19 protein-coding genes are annotated in these 21908 nt (G+C 68.9%); 8 read left to right on the top strand and 11 right to left on the bottom strand.

Annotation, left to right across the window (positions count from 1 at the left end; genetic code table 11):
- Positions 1-173 precede the first annotated feature (173 nt).
- From VF536_RS23555 to VF536_RS23540, 4 genes are all read right to left on the bottom strand, one after another.
- The gene (locus tag VF536_RS23555; RefSeq protein ID WP_331617344.1) at positions 174-824 is read right to left on the bottom strand and encodes an L-threonylcarbamoyladenylate synthase; all 651 of its coding nucleotides are present in this window, start codon (positions 822-824) and stop codon (positions 174-176) included.
- A 132-nt stretch (positions 825-956) separates the two neighbouring features.
- Positions 957-1823: a 3',5'-nucleoside bisphosphate phosphatase gene (locus VF536_RS23550; RefSeq protein ID WP_331617349.1), complete on the bottom strand. Its 867-nt coding sequence runs from the start codon at positions 1821-1823 to the stop codon at positions 957-959.
- Between the two features lie 101 nt (positions 1824-1924).
- Complete coding sequence (locus VF536_RS23545) at positions 1925-3763, bottom strand: bifunctional diguanylate cyclase/phosphodiesterase (RefSeq protein WP_331617343.1); 1839 nt, start codon at positions 3761-3763, stop codon at positions 1925-1927.
- Positions 3764-3870: 107 nt separating this feature from the next.
- Complete coding sequence (locus tag VF536_RS23540; protein ID WP_331617342.1) at positions 3871-4332, bottom strand: host attachment protein; 462 nt, start codon at positions 4330-4332, stop codon at positions 3871-3873.
- A 217-nt stretch (positions 4333-4549) separates the two neighbouring features.
- Between VF536_RS23540 and trxC the strand changes: the two genes are divergently transcribed.
- Positions 4550-5005 (top strand): thioredoxin TrxC, encoded by a 456-nt coding sequence (gene trxC / locus VF536_RS23535; protein WP_331617341.1) that lies wholly within the window; start codon positions 4550-4552, stop codon positions 5003-5005.
- A 13-nt stretch (positions 5006-5018) separates the two neighbouring features.
- Here the strand turns inward: trxC and recJ are convergent, their stop codons facing one another.
- Together recJ and VF536_RS23525 are read right to left on the bottom strand one after the other, a co-directional pair.
- Entirely contained in the window at positions 5019-6776 is a 1758-nt protein-coding gene (gene recJ, locus VF536_RS23530; RefSeq protein ID WP_331617340.1) for a single-stranded-DNA-specific exonuclease RecJ, read from the bottom strand.
- Positions 6773-7705: a hypothetical protein gene (locus VF536_RS23525; RefSeq protein ID WP_331617339.1), complete on the bottom strand. Its 933-nt coding sequence runs from the start codon at positions 7703-7705 to the stop codon at positions 6773-6775. Before VF536_RS23525 ends, recJ begins: the two co-directional genes overlap by 4 nt.
- Before the next feature lie 81 nt (positions 7706-7786).
- Between VF536_RS23525 and VF536_RS23520 the strand changes: the two genes are divergently transcribed.
- Both VF536_RS23520 and ppk1 read left to right on the top strand, forming a co-directional pair.
- Entirely contained in the window at positions 7787-8638 is an 852-nt protein-coding gene (locus VF536_RS23520; protein ID WP_331617347.1) for a UDP-2,3-diacylglucosamine diphosphatase, read from the top strand.
- Between the two features lie 136 nt (positions 8639-8774).
- Positions 8775-10835 (top strand): polyphosphate kinase 1, encoded by a 2061-nt coding sequence (ppk1, locus tag VF536_RS23515; protein WP_331617338.1) that lies wholly within the window; start codon positions 8775-8777, stop codon positions 10833-10835.
- A gap of 183 nt (positions 10836-11018) precedes the next feature.
- On the opposite strand, the gene VF536_RS23510 is transcribed toward ppk1, so the two are convergent.
- A complete protein-coding gene (locus VF536_RS23510) occupies positions 11019-12533 on the bottom strand; it encodes a Ppx/GppA phosphatase family protein (protein WP_331617337.1) in 1515 nt (504 codons plus the stop codon).
- Positions 12534-12671: 138 nt separating this feature from the next.
- On the opposite strand from VF536_RS23510, the gene VF536_RS23505 reads away from it, so the two are divergent.
- Positions 12672-13601: a dienelactone hydrolase family protein gene (locus VF536_RS23505; RefSeq protein ID WP_331617336.1), complete on the top strand. Its 930-nt coding sequence runs from the start codon at positions 12672-12674 to the stop codon at positions 13599-13601.
- A 234-nt stretch (positions 13602-13835) separates the two neighbouring features.
- A complete protein-coding gene (locus VF536_RS23500) occupies positions 13836-14612 on the top strand; it encodes a ZIP family metal transporter (RefSeq protein WP_331617335.1) in 777 nt (258 codons plus the stop codon).
- Positions 14613-14661: 49 nt separating this feature from the next.
- Here VF536_RS23500 and VF536_RS23495 read toward each other — a convergent pair whose 3' ends face one another.
- The 4 genes from VF536_RS23495 to VF536_RS23480 all read right to left on the bottom strand — a co-directional run bounded on the left by VF536_RS23495 (position 14662) and on the right by VF536_RS23480 (position 18469).
- On the bottom strand, positions 14662-15114 hold the full coding sequence (locus tag VF536_RS23495; RefSeq protein ID WP_331617334.1) for a universal stress protein: 453 nt from the start codon (positions 15112-15114) through the stop codon (positions 14662-14664).
- Positions 15115-15281: 167 nt separating this feature from the next.
- Positions 15282-16238 carry a sulfurtransferase gene (locus VF536_RS23490; RefSeq protein WP_414710437.1) on the bottom strand — a complete coding sequence of 319 codons (957 nt, stop codon included), beginning with the start codon at positions 16236-16238 and terminating at the stop codon, positions 15282-15284.
- 6 nt (positions 16239-16244) lie between these two features.
- On the bottom strand, positions 16245-17141 hold the full coding sequence (locus VF536_RS23485) for a DMT family transporter (RefSeq protein ID WP_331617333.1): 897 nt from the start codon (positions 17139-17141) through the stop codon (positions 16245-16247).
- A 149-nt stretch (positions 17142-17290) separates the two neighbouring features.
- Positions 17291-18469 (bottom strand): aromatic ring-hydroxylating dioxygenase subunit alpha, encoded by a 1179-nt coding sequence (locus VF536_RS23480; protein WP_331617332.1) that lies wholly within the window; start codon positions 18467-18469, stop codon positions 17291-17293.
- Positions 18470-18726: 257 nt separating this feature from the next.
- On the opposite strand from VF536_RS23480, the gene xseB reads away from it, so the two are divergent.
- From xseB to dxs, 3 genes are read left to right on the top strand one after another with little or no spacing between them, the layout of a single operon-like run.
- Positions 18727-18987: an exodeoxyribonuclease VII small subunit gene (gene xseB, locus VF536_RS23475; RefSeq protein WP_331617331.1), complete on the top strand. Its 261-nt coding sequence runs from the start codon at positions 18727-18729 to the stop codon at positions 18985-18987.
- Between the two features lie 27 nt (positions 18988-19014).
- A complete protein-coding gene (locus VF536_RS23470; protein ID WP_414710436.1) occupies positions 19015-19875 on the top strand; it encodes a polyprenyl synthetase family protein in 861 nt (286 codons plus the stop codon).
- 60 nt (positions 19876-19935) lie between these two features.
- Entirely contained in the window at positions 19936-21900 is a 1965-nt protein-coding gene (gene dxs / locus VF536_RS23465; RefSeq protein ID WP_331617329.1) for a 1-deoxy-D-xylulose-5-phosphate synthase, read from the top strand.
- Positions 21901-21908 lie beyond the last annotated feature (8 nt).

The raw sequence follows: 21908 nt of genomic DNA, 5'->3' as shown, positions 1-21908 counted from the left end.
TAGCGCAGTTGACGGCAGGACTCGGCAGGACGACTTCAAGACTCGAAGCCCCTGCCGCCCCTATGAAACTGAGCCTATCGGCAGGACTCAGCGGGATAGCACGGATAACAGTGGTGGTGCCTCGAACGGGACTCGAACCCGATCGCGATGCCCGGCGCCGGCCCGGGCCCGAATCACTCGTCGGCTTCGGCCTCTTCGAGTTCCAGCCCCAGGCAGGCCGGATCGCCGCAGCCGCGGCGCACCAGCACCGGCGGCTCCGCCGTGAGGTCGACGACGGTGGTCGGCTTCATCGGGCAGGCGCCGGCGTCGATGATCAGCTGGATCAGCTTGTCGTAGCGGGCGGTGATCTCTTCGGGGTCGTTGATCGGCTCGTGCTCGCCGGGCGGGATCAGCGTGGTGGCCAGCAGCGGACCGCCGATCAGCGCCAGCAGGTCCTGCGTGACGCGGTGGTCCGGCACGCGCAGGCCGATGGTGCGGCGCGACGGGTGCGACAGGCGCCGCGGCACTTCCTTGGTCGCCTCCAGGATGAAGGTGAACGGCCCGGGCGTGGCCGTCTTGATCATCCGGTACTGCTTGTTGTCGACGCGCGCGTAGCTGCCCAGCTCGCTGAGGTCGCGGCACAGCAGGGTCATGTGGTGCTTGTCGTCGACGCCGCGGATGCGGCGCAGCGCCTCGGCGGCGGCCTTGTCGTCGAGCTGGCAGACCAGCGCGTAGCTGGAGTCGGTCGGGATCGCGCCGATGCCGCCCTGGCTCAGGATCTGCGCCGCCTGGCGCAGGAAGCGGGCCTGCGGGTTGTCGGGATGGACTTCGAAGATCTGGGCCATGGTCCTCACCTGGGGCAATCGGCGTGCGAGCCGATCAAGGAGCCGGTCTTCGCCGGCGGATGGTTCCTGAGATTCCTGACGCGATGGCCGTCGATCCGAAGCGATCCGCGGAGGTCCGCAGCAGGCGCGGGATCAGGCCGGCCAGTGGATGCGGTGTTCGAGCACATCCCACACCGGTTTCAACCGGCCGGAGAGATGCTGGTCGAGCTTGCCGACATCGACGCGGCTTTCTTCGGGGCTGTGGAAGTCCGAGCCCCGCGACGCGAGCAGGTCGAATTCGAGCGCCGTGTCGGTGTACTGGATCATGTCCGAGGCGGTGTGGCTGCCGGTGACGACTTCGATGCCGCGTCCGCCGTGCGCGATGAATTCGGTGATCAGCGCGTATTCCTCGGTCGGCGTGAAACCGTAGCGGCCCGGATGCGCGATGACGGCCAGGCCGCCCGCGTCGACGATCCAGCCGACCGCGTCGCGCAGCGCCGCCCAGCGGTGCGGCACATAGCCGGGCTTGCCTTCGGTGAGGTAGCGGCGGAAGACCTCGGGCACATCCGAGCACTGGCCGGTCTCCACCAGGAAACGCGCGAAGTGGGTGCGGGAGATCAGTTCCGGATTGCCGGCGAACTTGAGCGCCCCTTCATAGGCGCCGTGGATGCCGGCCCGGGCCAGGTCGTCGGACATTTCCTTCGCCCGCGCGCCGCGGCCGCCGCGCGTGGCCCGCAGGCCGGTCTCCATGCGGGGATCTTCATGGTCGAAGCCCAGTCCCACGATGTGCACGACCTTGCCCGCGAAGGTCACGGAGATCTCGACCCCGGTCAGGTAGGGCAGCCCCGCCGCCTTCGCCGCCGCCATCGCGCGCGTCTGGCCGCCGACCTCGTCGTGGTCCGTCAGCGCCCAGAGCTCGACGCCGTTGGCCTTGGCGCGCGCCGCCAGGGCTTCCGGCGGCAGTGTGCCGTCGGAGACGGTCGAGTGGCAATGGAGGTCCGCATTCGTCTGCGCATGCAGCGCGATCCGCCCGGACGCAGGCGCAGCGCCTGGCAGCGCATCGGTGCGGGCGGAGGATTCCGGCGGAGCCGGTGGGATCGGTGAAGCGGAGGAAGGGGTGTTCACCCCGTCGATTCTAGGAGCGGCGCCATGTCCGTGACGCCGGTGCTGGATCGACGGCGGTCGACGAAGTAGCGGCTGGGTCCGGTGCCGCACTTGGCGACGTGTTTGGGCTCGGCCAGCGCGGCCGACAGCGCGCGCACGCTCTCGAACGCGCCGGGCTGCACCTGGATCACGCCGGCGCTGAGCGTCGGCAGCGGATTGAAGGATTCCTGGTTCTGGCGGTTCAACGTCACGTAGCCGCCCAGCGCCTGGTGTTCGGCGGAGAAGAAGGGGCGGATCTGGCGGTCGAACTCGCGGCAGACGCGGGTGACGCGGGCGGTCCAGTCGGGGGAACCCAGCACCATCACGAAGTCGTCGCCGCCGATGTGGCCGACGAAGTCCAGCGACGGGTCGGCGGCGTCCTGCAGGATCTGCGCGCAGAGCTTGATGATGTCGTCGCCAGCCGCGTAGCCGTAGACGTCGTTGAAGGGCTTGAAGTGGTCGATGTCCCAGGCGACGACGACGAACTCGCGCGCCTCGTGCAGCAGGGCGTCCAGGTGCTGGTCGGTCGGCACGTTGCCCGGCATCAGCGTCAGCGGATTGGCGTACCGCGCGCTGTGCACCTGCAGGTCGGACACGGCCTTGAGCAGGTCGGTGCTGCGGCCGGTGCCGAAGTACTCGCCGTTGCGGGTGACGATGAAGCCGTCGACCATCAGCCGGTCGTCCAGGCTGGATATCGCGTCGCTCATCTCGCGCAGCGAGGTGCTGGCGTCGAAGATCAGCGGCTGCGGGTCCATCAGCGCGGTGCAGGAGCGCTTCTCGTGGATGTCCATGAAGTAGCGCTCGGCGCTGCGCTTGAGCACCTGCAGCGAACGCAGGATGCCGATCGGGCGGTTCGAGTCGTCCAGCACCGGCATGGAGAACAGCTGCTCGTCGCGCTGGAACATGTCGGCGACCGTCTGGCAGTTGAGCTTGGGCGTGACCGTGTGGCTGCGGCGGGCCAGTTGCGCGGCGGTGGTGATCGCGTCAGGCGGCAGGCGCATCCAGTCGGCGTTGCGGCGGCGGTGCTCGGGCGCGAGCAGCGCGTCCACCTCGGCGCGCAGCGCGGCGCGCGGGGCGGCGCTCGGGCGGGCGAGCAGGTAACCCTGGCAGACCGGCACGCCCAGGCGGCGCAGCACGGTCAGATCGCTGAGCTGCTCGAGGCCTTCGGCGACGACGGTGCAGCCGGAGGTGGCGGCCATCTCGAGGATGGAGCGCACGAACTGCTGCTTGAGCGGGTCCTGCGCGATGCCGTCGATGAAGTGCCGGTCGATCTTGACGAAGTCCGGGCGGATGTCCATCCAGCGCTTCAGGCTGGCGAAGCCTTCGCCGAGGTCGTCCAGCGCGACGACGAAGCCGAGCTCGCGCAGGCTGCGCATGCTGTCCTGCAGGCGTTCGGGCTCGAGGATGGGCCGGGTCTCGGTCAGTTCGATGACCACGCGCGACGCGGGCAGGTCGAGCTGCGCGAACTCGCGGGCGATCAGCGCGCCGCGGTCGCTGGTGGCGAGCAGCGTGTCGGCGGTGAGGTTCAGGAAGAGCTGGCCGGGGAGCTTGAGCTCCTTGAAGCGGCGCAGCGCGCGGCGCACGACCAGGCGCTCCAGTTCCACGAGCCGGCCCAGCCGCGCGGCGGTCTCGAACAGCACCAGCGGCGAATGCAGGGGCGTGTCCGCCGGCCCGCGCGTCAGGGCTTCGTAGCCCAGGATGTTCGCCCGCTCGACCTCGACCAGCGGTTGGAAGTGGATGTCCAGCGCGCCGTCGCGAATGATGGCGGACAGGGCGATGCTCAGCGGGTCGGGCGGTTGCAGATGGGTGGTCGGCATGGGGAGGAACCACGGCGGACGGAGCGCCGCGTGGTGTCCCCATTCTGGGTGGCCTCTATGTCATCGATTTGACAAACTGTTACAGCAGGGGTCAGGTGTGAAGCACCTCACGGCTTCTGCTTGCTGAAGTCCCGCTCCGGGAACAGGCGGGTCGTCAGCGCGCCCAGGCTTTCGTGGACGACGTCGACGTTGGTTTCGGCGATGACCAGCTTGGTGATTTGCGGGCTCAGGGCCTTGCGCAGCAGGCCGAGGAAACGCGGCGCGGCGACGACATGCAACTGCGTCACCTCGCCGTTGTTGTAGCCGTCGTCCAGCGTCTTCGCGACGCGCGCGGCGAAGCCGATGGCTTCCTGGTGCGACGCATCCACGCCCGCCGACGAGGTCACGTTGTTGCCGCGGCGGCCTTCGGCGTCGCGTCGCAGGTCGGCATTGTTCGCATGGGCGGCGGCGTCGGTCAGCGTCGTGACGTCCTCCAGGTCGCCGCCTTCCTCCGGCAGCTTCAGCAGACGCGCCACGCCCTCGTCGGCCACCAGCACCCAGAGCTTTCCATCGTCCTTGTAGGCGGTCATCCCGATTCCTTCAGCAGAGTTGTCGTTGAAGGCAGGGTGGCAATCGTCGTACCTCCGGCCATGCCGGTGAGGAGCGAGGCGAGGAGAGAGGCCAGGCCAGGGCGAGAAGACGGCGAGGCGAGGGCCGGGTGAAGGTGCGCTTGGCGATCCGGCGCGAAGCAGGGAACATGGCTTGCCCGCCGGTAGATCGCACCGGCTCTTCCGACACGAGACCGCCATGGACACCGATCACCCCGCCGCCGTCAGCCTCCACATCGTCTGCCCGTCCTGCGGCGCGAAGAACCGCGTCCCGCGCGAGCGCCTGGGCGAGGCCCCCGATTGCGGCCGCTGCGGCACGCCGCTGATGCAGGCGCAGGCCGTGGACCTGACGCCGGAGGTGTTCGACAGGTTCATCGCCGGCACCGAACTGCCGGTCGTCGTCGACTGCTGGGCGGAGTGGTGCGGCCCGTGTCGGATGATGACGCCGCAGTTCGAGGAGGCCGCGGAGATGTTGCCCGAGGTGCGCTTCGTCAAGCTCGACACCGAAGCCGCGCCGCAGCAGAGCGCGCGTTACGGCATCCGCAGCATCCCCACGATGCTGCTGTTCCTCGACGGGCAGGAGATCGCCCGCGAGTCCGGCGCGATGCCGGCTCAGGCGATCGTGGAGTGGGTGCGCAAGCAGCTGCTCGGCTGAGCGCCCCGGCGCACTATTCCGCCATCGCCTCCACGACCATCTGCACGCGCTGCTGCCCCTGGAACTCGTCGAGGCTGAGCCGGTAGGCCAGCGTCACCTGCTCGGGCAACGGCTCGGTGTGGCCGAACCAGATGGCGTCGCGGATCCAGGCGCCCTGGCGAAGGCGAAGCTTGAGGTGGCGCTCGCCGACGATGCGCTGGTTCACGACCTGCATGCGGTCGCAGAAGAGGGGCGCCTCGAAGGCCTGGCCCCAGACCTGCGCTTCCAGTTCCTGGACCGTCTCGGCGCAGAAGGCCTCCGGCGGCAGCGGGCCGTCGGTGCGCAGTGTGCGGGTGAGCGAGGCCTCGTCCAGCCACTCGCGGGCGACGTCTTCGAAAGCGGTGCGGAAGGCGTCGACGCCGCCGGGCGCCAGCGTGCACCCCGCCGCCATCGCGTGACCGCCGAATTTTTTCAGCAGCTCGGGATGGCGCTTGGACACGAGGTCCAGCGCATCGCGCAGGTGGAAGCCGGGGATGGAGCGGCCCGAGCCCTTGAGCTGACCGTCCGCACCCTCGGCGAAGACGAAGACGGGGCGATGCAACCGGTCCTTGATCCGCGAGGCCACGATGCCGACGACGCCTTCATGGAAGTCGGCGTCGAACAGCGCCAGTGCGGGCGGCGGCGCGCCATCCAGGCGCGGATCCGTCATCAGTCTGTCGAGCAGCGCGAGCGCCTGCTCCTGCATGCCGGCCTCGATCTCGCGACGCTCGCGGTTGATGCGGTCGAGCTCGCGCGCGAGGGCGAGCGCCTGTTCGCTGTCGTCCGTCGTCAGGCAGGTGATGCCCAGCGTCATGTCGTCGAGGCGGCCGGCGGCGTTGATGCGCGGTCCCAAGGCGAAACCGAGGTCGAAGCTGTTGGCGCGCGAGGAGTCACGGCTCGCCGCGGTGAAGAGCGCCTGCACGCCCGGCTGCATGCGGCCGGCGCGCATCCGTCGCAGGCCCTGCGCCACCAGGCGGCGGTTGTTGGCGTCGAGTCGCACCACGTCGGCGACGGTGCCCAGCGCGACCAGGTCGAGCAGCCCGTCCAGTCGAGGCGGCGCGCTATCGCCCGGGGCGCCGAAGGCGCCGCGGCGGCGCAGTTCGCCGCGCAGCACCGTCAGCACGTAGAAGGCGACGCCGACACCGGCCAGGCTCTTGCCGGGGAAGGGGCAGCCCGGCTGGTTGGGATTCACCAGCGCGTCGGCGTCGGGCACGGTCGGTTGACCGTCGGCGGTGACCGCGGGCAGGTGATGGTCGGTGACCAGGACCTTCAGGCCGAGCGCCCGCGCGAAGGCCACGCCGGCGTGACTGGCGATGCCGTTGTCGACGGTCACCAGCAACTGGGGCTCGTGCTTCAGCGCCAGTTCGACGATGGTCGGCGTCAGGCCGTAGCCGTGCACCGCGCGGTCGGGCACGACGTAGCTGACCGTGCCCGGCTTCGCGCCGAGCAGCGCGAGGCCGCGCAGCATCACCGCGCAGGCGGTGGCGCCGTCGCAGTCGTAGTCCGCCACGATGCAGATGCGCTCGCCCGCGGTGATCGCGTCGGCCAGCAGCACCGCGGCCTTGTCGATGCCCAGCATCCCCAGCGGACCCTCGGGCGGCAGCAGATGCTTGAGGTCGGGGTCGAGCTCGTCGCGCGAGAGCACGCCCCGCGCCGCGAAGAGGCGCGACAGCAGCGGCGAGAAACCGGCTTCCTGCAACGCATGGGCGGAGTCCGGCGGGACGTCGCGGGTCAGGAGGCGGGGACTGCTCACAGAGGCTCCAGGGCGGTGGCGACCGAGGCGCTCGGCGCTGAGAACTTTTCCTTCAGACGCTGCCAGCCGCTGACGTGCTGGCGTCTCCAGGTGCGGGCCAGGCGCTCGCCGCTCAAGGTCAGCGAGACCGGCTCGCCCGCGCGTGCGGCGTTCAGGGCCTGTGCGATCGGACCCTGGTCCAGCGCCTTCCAGCCCTCGCTCCAGCTGTAGAGGTCGCCGGTCAGCATCGGCGCGCGCAGGCGGTCGTCGACGACGAGGTCGGCCGGCAAGGCGTTGCCGCGCTCACGGGCGCCGCCGCCGATCCAGACGGCGTTCAGCGGACGGCGGTTGCGTTGCTCGCGCGCCTGGTTGAGCGGGTGGTCGTGCAGCAGCATCTGCGCCTCGTTGAGCAGCGTGCGCAGGCGGCGGGCGCGCGGGTACCAGGTCTCGACGCCGCGGTTGAGCACGCGATCCGCGCTGGCGGCCTCCAGGCCGTCGAGCTCGTCATGGGCGATCGCCCACTCGCCGGTCGACAGCCAGGCGGTCCGCCAACCCTCGGCGGCGGGGAACAGGGCGGTCGTCAGCGCGTCGAGGAAGGCGCGCGATTCAGCTTCATCGAGATCGAGCGTCTCGGGACCGAGCGCGGTGACGCCCTCGGTGCCGATCGCGAAATGGGCGGGCGTCAGCAGCGCCCAGGCGGCGCCGGCGGGATCCTGCCCGGCGGCGCGTACGCGCCAGGCGGCGATCGGGGGATGGTCGTCGGCGACGCCGCGGCGGCGCGCCAGGAAGTGCTCGTGCGGGGGGAGGGGGGAGCTCTCGTCGGCGTCGCCGACGTCCTCCACCGGGGCCAGCAACCCGAGCAGGCGGCTCAGGTGAGGCAGCTCCAGTTCGCGCAGGGCGCCCTCGAAATGAGGGTCCAGCGAACTGGCAAAGGGGATCATCAAATGCATGGCGGGGGATTATCGGCGGTCCGGTCATCAAGCTTTCATCCAGGGTCGGCAACCTGTGGGGCCATGCTGACCGACACCCTCATGGCCGCCGCTCTTTCGAACGAACCGCCTGTGGCCGAGGCGGAGGATGGTGGCTCCATCCGCGTGCGCACGGTGTGGATCTCGGATCTGCACCTGGGCACGCCGGGCTGCCAGGCCCGGGCGCTGCTCGAGTTCCTGCGCGAGGTCGAGTGCGAGCAGCTCTTCCTCGTCGGCGACATCGTCGACGGCTGGCAGCTGCGCCGCAGCTGGTACTGGCCGCAGGAGCACAACGACGTCGTCCAGAAGCTGCTGCGCAAGGCGCGCAAGGGCACGCGCGTGATCTACGTGCCGGGCAACCACGATGAATTCGCCCGCAAGTACCTGCAGCACAGCTTCGGCGGCATCGAGGTCGCGCACGAGTGGATCCACGAGACCGCCGACGGCCGCAAGTTCTGGGTCACGCACGGCGACTTGTTCGACGGCGTCATCCAGCATGCGAAGTGGCTCGCCCATCTGGGCGACACCCTCTATGAATTCACGCTGAAGCTGAACCGCCACCTCAACTCGCTGCGCGCGCGCATGGGCCTGCCCTACTGGAGCCTGAGCAAGTACCTCAAGCTCAAGGTCAAGCGCGCGGTCTCGTTCATCGGCGAGTTCGAGCAGGCGCTGGCCCGCGAGGCCCGCAAGCGCGGCGTGCAAGGCGTCGTCTGCGGCCACATCCACCACGCCGAGCTGCGCGACATCGACGGCATCACCTACGCCAACGACGGCGACTGGGTCGAGAGCCTCACCGCGCTGGTCGAGCACGCGGACGGCCACCTCGAGATCCTGGACTGGGCGGAGCGCCAGCGCCGGGTCACCGAGCAGGGCACCGCGGAGGCGCTGGCCGCCGCGATGCGCCAGCCGGCCTGATCGGCCAGACCGGCGGAGAGGGAAACGGGAATCCCGGAGCGGGAGTCCGGAAGCGGGAAGCAGAAGCGAGAAAGCGGGCGAAACCCGCCCGAAAGAGGGTCATTGGACTGTCATGACAGCTTCATAGAATCAGTCCATGACATTGCCTGACGTCCCGCTGCTCAACCGCGAAAACGCGATCCTCGAGTTCAACCGGCGCGTCCTGGCCCAGGCCCAGCGCGTCGACGTGCCGCTGCTGGAGCGGCTGCGCTACATCTGCATCGTGTCCAGCAACCTCGACGAGTTCTTCGAGGTGCGTTTCGCCGACATGCTGGACGTGCAGCGCGACGGCAGCGGGCTGGTGACGCCGCGCGACGTCGAGCGCGTCGGCCGTGCCGCCCACGACTTGATCGACGAGCAGTACGCGATCTTCAACGACCAGGTCATGCCCGCGCTGCGCGAGCACAACATCCAGATCCTGAACCACGCCGACCGCACCGACGAGATCCGCGCGTGGGTCGCCAAGTTCTTCGAGCGCGAGGTGCGTCCGCTGCTGGTCCCGGTGGGCCTGGATCCGGCGCACCCGTTCCCGCAGGTCGGCAACAAGTCGCTGCACTTCATCGCCCGGCTGTCGGGCAAGGACGCCTTGGGCCGCGACAACCGCATCGCCATCGTCAAGGTGCCGCGCGTGCTGCCACGCGTCATCAAGGTGCCGTCCGTCATCAGCGGCGGCAAGCAGAGCTTCGTGCTGCTGACCAGCGTCATCCGTGCTCATCTGGAAGAACTGTTCCCGGGGCGCCATGTCGAGGCCTTCTCCCAGTTCCGCGTCACGCGCGACTCGGACCTGGAGGTCGACGAGGAAGAGATCGCCAACCTGCGCCACGCGCTGCGCTCCGGCCTGACCACGCGCCACTTCGGACGCGCTGTGCGGCTGGAAGTCGTCAACACCTGCCCCGAGGAGCTGTCGCGTTTCCTGCTTGAGCAGTTCGACCTGCCGGAGGCGGCGCTGTACCGCGTCAACGGGCCGGTGAACCTGGTGCGCCTGAACGAGTTGATCGACCAGACCGACGCCGACGACCTGCGCTTCCAGCCCTACGAGCCGAGCTGGCCGAAAGGCCGGCTGCCGCGCGGCAAGTCGATCTTCGACAAGCTGCGGACCAAGGGCGACGTGATGCTGCATCACCCGTTCGAGAGCTTCGACCCGGTGGTGCAGCTGCTGCGCGAGGCGGTCGAGGATCCGGACGTGCTGGCCATCAAGCAGACGATCTACCGCACCGGCAGCCAGTCGGTGCTGGCGGACCTGCTGATCGAGGCGGCGCGGCGCGGCAAGGAAGTGCTGGCGGTCGTCGAGCTGAAGGCGCGCTTCGATGAAGAGGCCAACATCAACTGGGCGGAACGGCTGGAAGCCGTCGGCGCGCAGGTGGTGTACGGCATCGTCGGCCTGAAGACGCACGCCAAGCTGATGCTGATCACGCGCCGTGAGGGCGGCAAGCTGCGTCGTTACGGGCATCTGTCGACCGGCAACTACAACCCGAAGACGGCGCGCTTCTATACCGACCTCGGTTATCTGACGGCCGATTCGGAGATCACGGCCGACATGGACCTGGTGTTCAGCCAATTGGCCTCCTTGTCCAAGTTCAAGGCGCCGAAGAAGTTGTTGCTGGCGCCGTTCAACCTGCACCGCACCATGTGCGAGTTGCTGACGCAGGTCGAGGAAGCCGCGAAGCGCGGCGAGACCGCGCGCGTGGTGCTGAAGATCAATGCGCTGACCGATGCCGAGCTGATCAACGGCCTGATCCGTGCGGGCAAGGCCGGGGCGAAGATCGACCTGATCGTGCGCGGCGCCTGCATGCTGCCGCCGGGTCTGCCGGGCGAGACGGACAACATCCTGGTGCGCTCGGTGGTGGGTCGATTCCTGGAGCACTCGCGGATCTTCTATTTCCGCTGGGGCAAGGACGAGCAGGAGGCGCTCTACCTGTCGAGCGCCGACTGGATGGCGCGCAACATGCTGAGACGCATCGAGGTGGCGTGGCCGATCACCGATGCGAAGCTGCGTCAGCGCGTGATCGACGAGGGCCTGACGCCCTACCTGTACGACAGCCTGGACGCCTGGCAACTGGGTCCGGACGGCACCTCGCAGCGCATTGGTACGGAAGACAACCCGAACAGTGTCTGCGCGCAGCAGGCGCTGATGCGCCTCTACCGCGAAGAGCTCTGACGCTCGCTGAAGTCCTCGTTCCCGATGGACGGGCATGGCCCGGGCCGGCGACGAAGTCGAGCTTCAACAACTGACTTGGGCGCCGTCTGTCTGAGCGTCGCGAACCGGAGGTGAGCAGAGCGAGTTGGCGCCCGGCTCGACGACCGGCGCCGGGCCGGGCCATGCCTGTCGCGCTCGGTGATGTCAGGCTTCCAGCGCCAGCTGGACCTTCCCGATCTTGGCCCAGGCGTCCAGCTCTTCGCGGAGCAGGAAGTGCGCGCGCGGATGCGTGTCGGCCCAACCTTTGCGCATTTCGATGGTGACGTCCATGCCGTCGCGGCGGATCTTGATGTCAGCCGGATCGACGTTGCTGCGCGCGTGGCACTTGATCGCCGCCAGGCGGAGCGCCAGCAGTTGCCAGACCATGGGTTCTTCCTGCAGCTGTTCCTCGAGCTTGCGCAGCCCGCCGCGCTGACCCAGCGCGAGGTCGCCGAGACGGCGCAGCTGATTCTGCGAGAAGCCCGGGGCGTCGACATGCGACAGCAGGTAGGCGCTGTGGCGGTGGTGGTCGTGGTGCGACACCATCATGCCGATCTCGTGCAGGGCGGCGGCCCAGGAGAGCTCGCGGCGGTGTTCTTCCTCGGCCTTGGGCGACAGCTGGGCGTGCAGGCGTTGGGCGAGCGACTGCACGCGGCCGGCCTGGTCGCGGTCGACGGCGAAGCGGCGCTGCAGTTCTGACACCGACTGCTCGCGCATGTCGCGGCCGGCGGCGAGCATCTTCGGGTCGAGGCGTTCCGCGAGGTCGAAGATCACGCCCTGGCGCAGGGCGCCTTTCGCCGGGTACAGGCGGTCGATGTCGAAATGCGTGAGCAGTGTGTAGAGGATGCACAGCCCGCCGCCGACGACGGCGCGGCGGTCCTCCTTCAGGCCGGGGAGCTTGAGCGCGTCGACGCGGCCGGCGACGAGGCACTGCTCGATGCACCAGCGCAGGCCGTCGAGCGTGATGGAGCCGTCGGGGCTCACGCCGCTGGCGGCCAGGATCTGCGAGACGGCGCCGACGGTGCCGGACGAGCCCAGGGCCTGCTTCCAGCGCGGCTGCGCCGACTGGCGGGAGAACTCGGTGATGGCTTCCTCGAGCTCGGCGCCGGCGGCGACCTGCGCGGCGCGGAAGGCCTCGGCCGTGAAGCGGCCGTCGGGGAAGAAGCGCATCGACAGGCTGACGCTGCCGATCTGGAAGGATTCGGCGCTGACCGGCTGCGGGCCGCGGCCCAGGATCATCTCGGTGGAGCGGCCGCCTATGTCGATGACCAGGCGCGGGTCCTCCGCCGTCTGCAGGCGGGCCACGCCGGCGTAGATGAGGCGGGCTTCCTCGCGGCCGGAGATCACTTCGATCGGATGGCCCAGCACCTCCTGCGCGCGGGCGAGGAAAGCGTTGCGGTTGCGCGCCTCGCGCAGCGTCTGCGTGGCGACGGCGCGCACCTGGCGGCCGGGCAGTCCCGAGAGGCGTTCCGCGAAACGGCGCAGGCAGGCGAGGCCGCGTTCCGTGGCTTCCTCGGTCAGCATGCTCATCGCATCCAGGCCCGCGCCCAGGCGCACCGTTTCCTTCAGGTAGTCCAGGCGGCGGTACTGCCCGTGCTGCAACTGCGCGAGTTCCAGACGGAAGCTGTTGGAGCCCATGTCGATGGCGGCCAGGATCAGGGGGACTTGCGCTTGCGTCATGGGTCGCGATTGTCGCGGTGTTTGGCGTGCCCGCCCGGAACGAAGTGCTTTCATCGTGCGCGTCATCGTGCTGTCGCACGACGCCCGCGCTAGCATCCGGCGTTCCGTCCACCCCGCATCCCAACCGAGGAGCCGCAGATGACGAATTCCGATTCCCGCGACGAAGGCGCCGCAGGCGTGTCCCCTGAACTGGTCGACGCGATCCGCGACGACATCGACACGCTCGCCCCGGGCCGGGCCTTCAGCCGCCGCGCGTTCGTCGGCACGGCGGTGGGCAGCGGCTTCGCGGCGGCGGTGCTGCCGGTGTCGGCGCAGACGATCAGCACCGACACGCAGGGCCTGGATGCCGGGCCGGTGACCATCCCCGTCGGCGACTTCAAGGTGCCGGCGTACGTCGCACAGCCGGCCGGCAAGAAGAACGCGCACGTGGTGCTGGTGATCAGCGAGATCTTCGGCGTGCACGAGCACATCGCCGACGTCGCGCGACGCTTCGCGAAGCTGGGCTACCTGGCCATCGCGCCCGACCTGTTCGCACGCCAGGGCAATGCGACGGTCTATTCCGACATCGCCAAGCTGCAGAGCGAGATCATCCAGCGCACGCCCGACGCGCAGGTCATGAACGACCTGGACGCCACGGTCGCCTGGGCGAAGCAGCAGGGCGGCGACACCTCGAAGCTGGCAATCACGGGCTTCTGCTGGGGCGGCCGCATCGTGTGGCTGTACACCGCGCACAGCAAGGCCGTGAAGGCTGGCGTGGCCTGGTACGGCCGCCTGCAGGGTCAGACGAATGCCATGACCCCGAAGCATCCGATCGACGTCGTCGGTCAACTGAACGCGCCGGTGCTGGGCCTGTACGGTGCGCAGGACAACGGCATTCCCGTGTCGACGGTCGCCGCGATGCAGGAGGCGCTCAAGCAGGGCAGTGCCGCGGCCAAGGCGAGCGAGTTCGTCGTCTACCCCGACACCGGCCACGCTTTCCACGCCGATTACCGTCCCAGCTACAAGCCTGAGCCTGCCAAGGATGGGTGGGCCCGATGCCAGGCCTGGTTCAAGCAGCACGGTGTCTGAACTCCCAAGGCCCGGGGTCAGCAAGCGATGCTGGGGCCGGAATGAGGCTTGAGGGTCCAGGAGGGAGCCCTCATGCCTCGTGGAGAGCCCGCGCTTGGCTCCTCGAAGTAATTCCGGAGCCCGCGCTCACCCTCACGCAGTGATCCCAGAGCCTTCCAAAGCGGGGGCTTGACGAGTCTGAGACAATTTTGGGAACCCAACCGGCGCACCCTCAGTGGTGCGCCTTTTTTATCCATGACCCTGACCTACATCCTGCTGGTGACATTCGCCGGCGGTCTCGCCTCCGTGACGATCGCGGCGATGCTGACGGTCGGCTTGCTGAGCCGCATCGTCAAGCACCTCGTGAGCCTGTCCACCGGCGTGCTGCTGTCGACGGCGCTGCTGCATGTGCTGCCGGAGGCGTTCGAGAGCGGGGCGGATCCGCACAACCTGTTCCTGGCGCTGCTGGGCGGGCTGATGTTCTTCTTCCTGCTGGAGAAGGCGGAGCTGTACCGCCACACCCACCACCATGAGGGGGACGGGCACCACCATCATCATCATTTCGACCAGGAGCAGGCGGGCCGGGGCGGGTTGTCGGTGCTGGTGGGAGATTCGATCCACAACTTCTGCGACGGGATCATCATCGCCGCGGCCTTCCTGGCCGATCACCATCTGGGCTGGGTCACCGCGATGGCGATCGTCGCCCATGAGATCCCGCAGGAAGTCGGCGACTACATCGTGCTGCTGAACGCCGGCTTCACGCGCAAGAAGGCCTTGTTCTTCAATGCCGTGTCGGGGATGGCGGCGGTGATCGGGGGGCTGGTGGGTTACTACGTGGTGGGGCCGTGGCAGCAGCTGTTCCCCTACCTGCTGGTGGCGGCCTCGAGCAGCTTCGTTTATGTCTCGGTGGCCGACCTGATCCCGCAGCTGCAGCGCCGGCTGCCGTGGAAGGACACCGCGCTGCAGCTGCTGTGGCTGGGCGTGGGCATCGTGTTCGTGCTCATCGTCGTGGGCGGCAAGCACGCCCATTGACGCAGGTCGGAGGCGCCCGGAGGGCGCTCCGGTCAACCTGCCTGACAGCTTACTGGGGCGCGCCTTCGCCGTGCACCACCAGCACCGGGAACGCACAGTGCGTCAGCACCTTCTGCGTCTCGCTGCCCAGCAGCAGCGCCTGCAGCCCGCGCCGGCCGTGCGTGGCCATCACCAGCAGGTCGGCGTTGACCCGCTTGGCGTGCTCGATGATGGCCTCCCAGGGGTGGAGCGCCTCCACGCTGTGGGCCTCGATCTCCAGGCCTTCGGCCCGCGCCAGCGAGAGGACGTGGGCCAGACGCTCCTGCGCGATGCGCTCCTGGGCGTCGAAGAATTCCTGCGGCGGCGTGGGCTGCATCTCCGACACCGCGCTGTAGGGGAAGGGTTCCTTCACGCTGATGGCGAACAGCCGGGCGTTGTGGAACTTTGCCAGCTGGATGGCGGTGGAGATCGCCTTGGCGGTGATGTCCGAACCGTCGGTGGGAATCAGGATGCGCTGGAACATGGCGAGCCTCCTTCGAGCGAACGGGGTAGGGCTGGGTGGACCCGACCCCCACCACAGGTGGGGTCAGGGCTTGCCTTCGCAGTCTGACCCTCTCATGGTGCTCGCGCCATGCGCAATGTCAATTGGGGCCCGCGTCAGCGCCCGTTCTGCCCCCGTTCCGCCCCCGTTCAGCCCTTGGCGAGCGGCAGACGCGGGTTCGCGCTCCATTCGCTCCACGATCCGGGGTACAGCCGGCTGCCCGGCAGCCCGGCATGGTGCATCGCCAGCAGGTTGTGGCAGGCGGTCACGCCCGATCCGCATTGGTGCACCGTCCCGCCCGCGCCCTGCGGACCGAGCAGCGCGCTGAATTCCTCGCGCAGCTGGGCGGCGGACTTGAAGCGGCCTTCGGGCGTCAGGTTGGATTTGAAGAAGCGGTTCGTCGCGCCCGGAATGTGACCGGCCTGGGTGTCCAGCGGTTCGACTTCACCCCGGAAGCGTTCGCCTGCGCGGGCGTCGATCAGGCGCACCCGGCCCAGGCCTGCGAGCAGTTCCTGGGCGGACCAGGGTGTCTCCAGCGGCTCGGCAGGTTCGAAAGAGGACGTGGCGCCGGAAGCCGGCGTCGCCGAGGCGGCGGAAGGCAGGTCCGAGGTCACCGCGCCGCCGGCCTGCTGCCAGGCGGCGAATCCGCCGTCCAGCACCGCCACCTGCGCATGACCCAGCCAGCGCAGCATCCACCACACGCGCGCCGCGTACATGCCGTCGGCGGCGTCGTAGGCGACGAACTGCCGGCCCGGCGTCATGCCGAGATCCCGCAGGCGGGTGGCGAAGGCGTCGCGCTCGGGCAGCGGGTGACGGCCGCGGAAAGCGCCGAAGGCGTCCTGCTTCGGACCGCTCAGGTCTCGGTCCAGGTTCAGGTAGAACGCGCCCGGCACATGGCCGGCGGCGTAGGCCCGCTCACCGGCAGCGGTGTCCACCAGGTCGAAGCGGACGTCGACGATCAGCGGCGGCGTCGGCGAGGCCATCAACGCCTGCAATTGCTCGACCGTGATCAGGCCGTCAAGACCTGGCCCGGCGGGCGCGGCCTCGGCGTCGGTCTTGGGGGGCGTCGAGGGAGTCACCGGGTGAGGCGTCGCTGAAGTCGTCATGGCCGTTCAAGATTCCTGGACAGAATGCTGGGCGTCCTTGGGCGTGGTCCGGGCGCGCAGCAGCGTCGCCCCCAGGCCCGCCACGACGATCAGCAGGATGCCGATCCACGACAGCAGGCCCAGCAGGTCACCGAAGATCAGCACACCATACAACGCCGAGAACACGATGCCCAGGTACTGCAGCGATGCGTTCACCAGCGGCTTGCCGGTGCCGTAGGCGCGCGTCATCAGCAGCTGCGCGGCGGTGGCCAGCACGCCGACGGCCAGCAGCAGCGCCGCGCCGGTCCAGGTGTGGCCGTGCCAGCCGCCGTGCGACACGATCGTCGTCAGCGCGCCGGCGACCACGCCGCCCATCGAGAAGTAGAAGACGATGCGGAATTCCGGTTCTCCCGCCCGCCCCAGCGAGGTCACCTGCAGGTAGGCCATCGCCGACAGCATCCCGGAGGCCAGCCCGGCCAGGCCGTGCCAGACCTGCTGGTCCTCCATCGCCGGCTGCAGCACCAGCCCGACGCCGACGAAACCCAGCAGCACGGTGATGATCAGCCGCGGGTCGACCTTGGCCGCGCCCATGAGCACCGCGCCGCCGATCAGGAACAGCGCCATCCAGACCGAGGACATGTAGTTCAGCGTCATCGCCGTCGCCAGCGGCAGCTTGCTGATCGCGAAGAACCACAGCGACAGCGCGATCACCCCCGACAGGCTGCGCCAGAAGTGCATCGCCGGCACGGCGGTCTTCAGCGACAGCCCCTTGGCCCGCGACAGCGCGAACAGGAACAGCGTGCCGACCAGGCCGCGGTACATGACGATCTCGCCGGCGCCGTAGTAGGCCGAAGCCAGCTTGACGCAGACACCCATGGTGGCGAACAGCAGGGTCGCCAGGACCATCAGAAGGGGTGCAGACATGCCGCCGATTCTCGCGCCGAAGGTCGGTCCGTCCTGTTGTGGGCAGCCGCAAAAACGAACGCCCCGCAAGAGCGGGGCGTTGTGCGCACCGGGGTGGGTGCGAGGGCGGGGCGCCGGCCTGTTCGTGTCGGCGCGCCGGCGCTGCGGCGTCAGCGTTTCATCAGCCCGCGGTACCACTCGTGGAAGTGCTTCATGCCGTCTTCCATCGGCGTCTGGTACGGGCCGGCCTCGTCGTCGCCCCGCTCCATCAGCGCCTTGCGACCGGCGTCCATGCGCAGCGCGATCTCGTCGTCCTCGACGCAGGTCTCCATGTAGGCGGCCTGCTGGGCATCGATCATGTCGCGCTCGAAGGCGATGACCTCTTCCGGATAGTAGAACTCGACGATGTTGGTCGTCTTCTGCGGTCCCTTGGGGAACAGCGTCGACACCACCAGCACGTTGGGGTACCACTCCACCATGATGTTGGGGTAGTAGGTCAGCCAGATGGCGCCCTGGTCCGGGGACTGGCCGCCGGAGAAACCCAGCACCTGGTCGTGCCACTTGGCGTAGACCTCGGAGCCCGGCTTCTCGAGCGCCTTGTTCACGCCGACCGTCTGCACCGAGTAGTCGCGGCCGAACTCCCACGCCAGGTCGTCGCAGGTGACGAAGTGGCCCAGACCCGGATGGAACGGGCCGACGTGGTAGTCCTCCAGATAGACCTCGATGAAGGTCTTCCAGTTGTAGTCGCACTCGTGGACGTGGACCTTGTCGAGCTGGTAGCCGCTGAAGTCCAGCGCGCCGCGCGGACCCAGCTTCGCCAGGTCGGCGGCGATGTCGCGGCCGTTGTCCTCGAACAGCAGGCCGTTCCACTCGCGGATCCTGTAGCGGTTCAGGTGCAGGCAGGGGTCCTGCTTGAAATGCGGCGCGCCGACCAGTTCGCCCTTCAGGTCGTAGGTCCAGCGGTGCAGCGGGCAGACGATGTTGCTCTGCGTGTTGCCGCGCCCGCGCAGCATCACCGCCTGCCGGTGGCGGCAGACGTTGGAGATCAGTTCCAGGCCTTGCGGGCTGCGCACCAGGGCGCGGCCTTCGCCTTCCTGCGGCAGGGCGTAATAGTCGCCCACCTCGGGCACGGCGAGCGCGTGGCCGAGGTAGCGGGGACCGTGCTGGAAGATCAGTTCCTGTTCGCGGCGGAACAGGTCCTCGTCGAAGTAGGAAGTGACCGGGAGCTGGGGATGGCTGGGGGTCGTGCTGCCCGTGCCGTTGCCCGTGGTGTTACCCGTGGTACTACCCGTGGTACTACCCGGGCCTTTGCGTTCAAGCGCGCTGAGAGGGATGCTCAGGTCGGACATGATCCAAGAGGGTCTCCAAGACTCCAATGTCAACCGTGAATGAAAAACCCGCCGGACCCCTTTTAGGGCATGGCGGCGGGCAAAGGAACCGGTGATTGTACCCGGCCCTTCTCCGAAGGGGAAATCGGTGGGTGTCAAGCTTTACTGAACGATCGAAACACCCGCTGACGCCTGTGGCGGCGCGCTCACATCCCCCGACGGTCGGAAGACGGACGGGGTGGTGACGGTGCTTACAATCCTCATTTTCGCGTTTTGAAATGAGCAAGCCTTCCGCCAGCGCCAAATCGGCGCCGCCCGCGATCCACGAGCAGGAGCCTGCCAGCTACGAGCTGGCGGTCGAGGAGTTGGAACGTCTGGTGCAGGCCATGGAAGCCGGTCAACTGCCGCTGGATCAGCTGCTGGCCAGCTACCAGCGGGGAGCCACCTTGCTCAAATACTGCCGCAGCCGGCTCCAGGCCGTCGAACAACAAGTACAGGTCATTGAAGGTGGCGGCGCGCAGGCTTGGGGAGATGAATAAGTGGATGCAGGGGTTTTCGAAACTTGGGTGAGGCAATCGCTCGAGGACGTCGAGCGCGCGTTGGAGGCCTGGGTGCCCGAGGCGGCACCGGCGGGTCTTGGCGAGGCGATGCGGTATGCCGTGCTCGGCGCGGGCAAGCGCTTGCGCCCGCTGCTGGTGCTGGCCGCGGCCGACGCCGCCGGCGGGCAGCGTGAGGCCGCGATGCGCGCGGCTTGCGCGGTGGAGTTGATCCACGCGTATTCGCTGGCGCATGACGACATGCCGTGCATGGACAACGACGTGCTGCGCCGCGGCAAGCCGACGCTGCATGTGCAGTACGGCGAGGCCCAGGCGATGCTCGCGGGCGACGCGATGCAGGCGCTGGCCTTCGACGTGCTGACGCCGGACGACGGCGTCGCGCCGGCGCTGCAGGCCAAGCTGTGCCGGCTGCTGGCGCGCGCCAGCGGCTACGACGGCATGGCCGGCGGCCAGGCGATCGACCTGGCCAGCATCGGCAAGCCGCTGGACGAGGCGGAGTTGCGCGACATGCATCGCCGCAAGACCGGCGTGCTGCTGGAGGCCAGCGTCCTGATGGGCGCCGCGTGCGGCGAGCTGTCGCCGGCCGCCTGGGCGTCGCTGAGCCGCTACGGCGCAGCGATCGGTCTGGCCTTCCAGGTCGTCGACGACATCCTGGACGTGACGCAGGACAGCGACGTGCTGGGCAAGACCGCCGGCAAGGATCAGGACAACAACAAGCCGACCTACGTCAGCGTGCTGGGCCTGGGGCCCGCCCGCGCGTACGCGCTCCGCCTGCGGGACGAGGCGCATCAGGCGCTGGCCGGCAGCGGCCTGGCCGACACCGCCTGGCTCAGCCTGCTGGCTGACAAGGTGGTCGAGCGCGACAACTGAGATCCGGACCGGATCCCGCAAGGATCCGGGCAGGACCTGACGACAAGGAGAGGCGACGCCATGAGCGAGAACCCATCGAACGCGACGACGGCGACGACCGCGCAGACGCTGCTGTCGACCATCGAGAGCCCCGCGGACGTGCGCCGGCTGTCGCGCGGTCAGTTGCCGCAGCTGGCGGACGAGGTCCGTGCGCACATCCTCAACAGCGTGTCCAAGACCGGCGGCCATCTGTCGTCGAACCTGGGCACCGTGGAGATGACGGTCGCGCTGCATTACGTCTACGACACGCCGCGCGACCGGCTGGTGTGGGACGTGGGCCACCAGACCTACCCGCACAAGATCCTGACCGGCCGCCGCGACGCGATGGCGACGCTGCGCCAGCAGGGCGGCATCTCCGGCTTCCCGCGCCGCGACGAGAGCGAGTACGACACCTTCGGCACGGCCCACTCGAGCACCTCGATCTCCGCCGCGCACGGCATGGCGATGGCCGCCCGGATCAAGGGCGAGGCGCGCCGCGTGGTCGCGATCATCGGCGACGGCGCGATGACCGCCGGCATGGCCTTCGAGGCGCTGAACAACGCCGGCGTCGCCCATGGCGGCCTGCTCGGCGACGTGCTGGTGATCCTCAACGACAACGACATGTCGATCAGCCCGCCGGTCGGCGCGCTGAACAAGTACTTCACCCGGCTGATGAGCGGCAAGTTCTACGCCGCCGCGCGCGAAGGCGCGAAGTCGGTGCTCAAGCACACGCCGCTGTACGAGTTCGCCCGCCGCTTCGAGGAACACACCAAGGGCATGTTCGTGCCCGGGACGATCTTCGAGGAATTCGGCTTCAACTACGTCGGCCCGATCGACGGGCATGACCTGGACGCGCTGATCCCGACGCTGGAGAACCTGCGCGACAAGAAGGGCCCGCAGTTCCTGCACCTGGTCACGCGCAAGGGCCAGGGCTACAAGCTGGCGGAAGCCGACCCGGTCAAGTACCACGGCCCGACGCCGTTCAACCCGGCCGAAGGCATCAAGCCGTCGACCGCGCCGGCCAGGAAGACCTTCACGACCGTGTTCGGCGACTGGCTGTGCGACATGGCCGAGGCCGATCCGACGCTGGTCGGCATCACGCCGGCGATGCGCGAGGGCTCGGGCATGGTCGAGTTCCACAAGCGCTTCCCGACGCGGTACTACGACGTCGGCATCGCCGAACAGCACGCGGTGACCTTCGCCGGCGGGCTGGCCTGCGAGGGCCTGCGCCCGGTGGTCGCGATCTACTCGACCTTCCTGCAGCGCGGCTACGACCAGCTGGTGCACGACGTGGCGCTGCAGAACCTGCCGGTGCTGTTCGCGCTGGACCGGGCGGGCCTGGTCGGCGCCGACGGTGCGACGCACGCCGGCAACTACGACATCGCCTTCACGCGCTGCATTCCGAACATGAGCGTGATCACGCCGTCGGACGAGAACGAGTGCCGCCAGGCCCTGTACACCGGCCATGTGCACAACGGCCCGGTGACGGTCCGTTATCCGCGCGGCGCGGGCATCGGCGCCGAGATCCAGAAGGACATGGTCGCGCTGCCGTGGGGCAAGGGCGAGATGCGTCGGACCTCGTCGCTGCCGTCGACCGGCGGCCGCGCAGGCGTCCATGCGCCTCGCGTCGCGATCCTGGCCTTCGGCACGCTGCTGCATCCGGCGCTGAAGGCGGCGGAGGCGTTGGACGCGAGCGTCGCCAACATGCGTTTCGTGAAGCCGCTGGACGTCGAGCTGGTCAAGGAACTGGCCCGCACGCATGACGCGCTGGTGACCGTCGAGGACGGCTGCGTCATGGGCGGCGCCGGCAGCGCGGTGCTGGAAGCGCTGCAGGCCGAAGGCCTGTCGCTGCCGGTGCTGCAGCTGGGTCTGCCCGACGAGTACGTCGAGCACGGCGAACCCGGCAAGCTCATGGCCCAGTGCGGCCTGGACGCCGCCGGCATCGAGCGCTCGATCCGCGAGCGCTTCCTGTCGACCGTGACGCCGGTGGCGATCAAGGTCGCCTGAGCGAGCGA

This window comes from Roseateles sp. (assembly GCF_036486225.1).
Lineage (GTDB): Bacteria > Pseudomonadota > Gammaproteobacteria > Burkholderiales > Burkholderiaceae_C > Roseateles.
The sequence above is the reverse complement of the archived record's forward strand: the minus strand, read 5'-3'. Positions and strand labels throughout refer to the sequence as shown.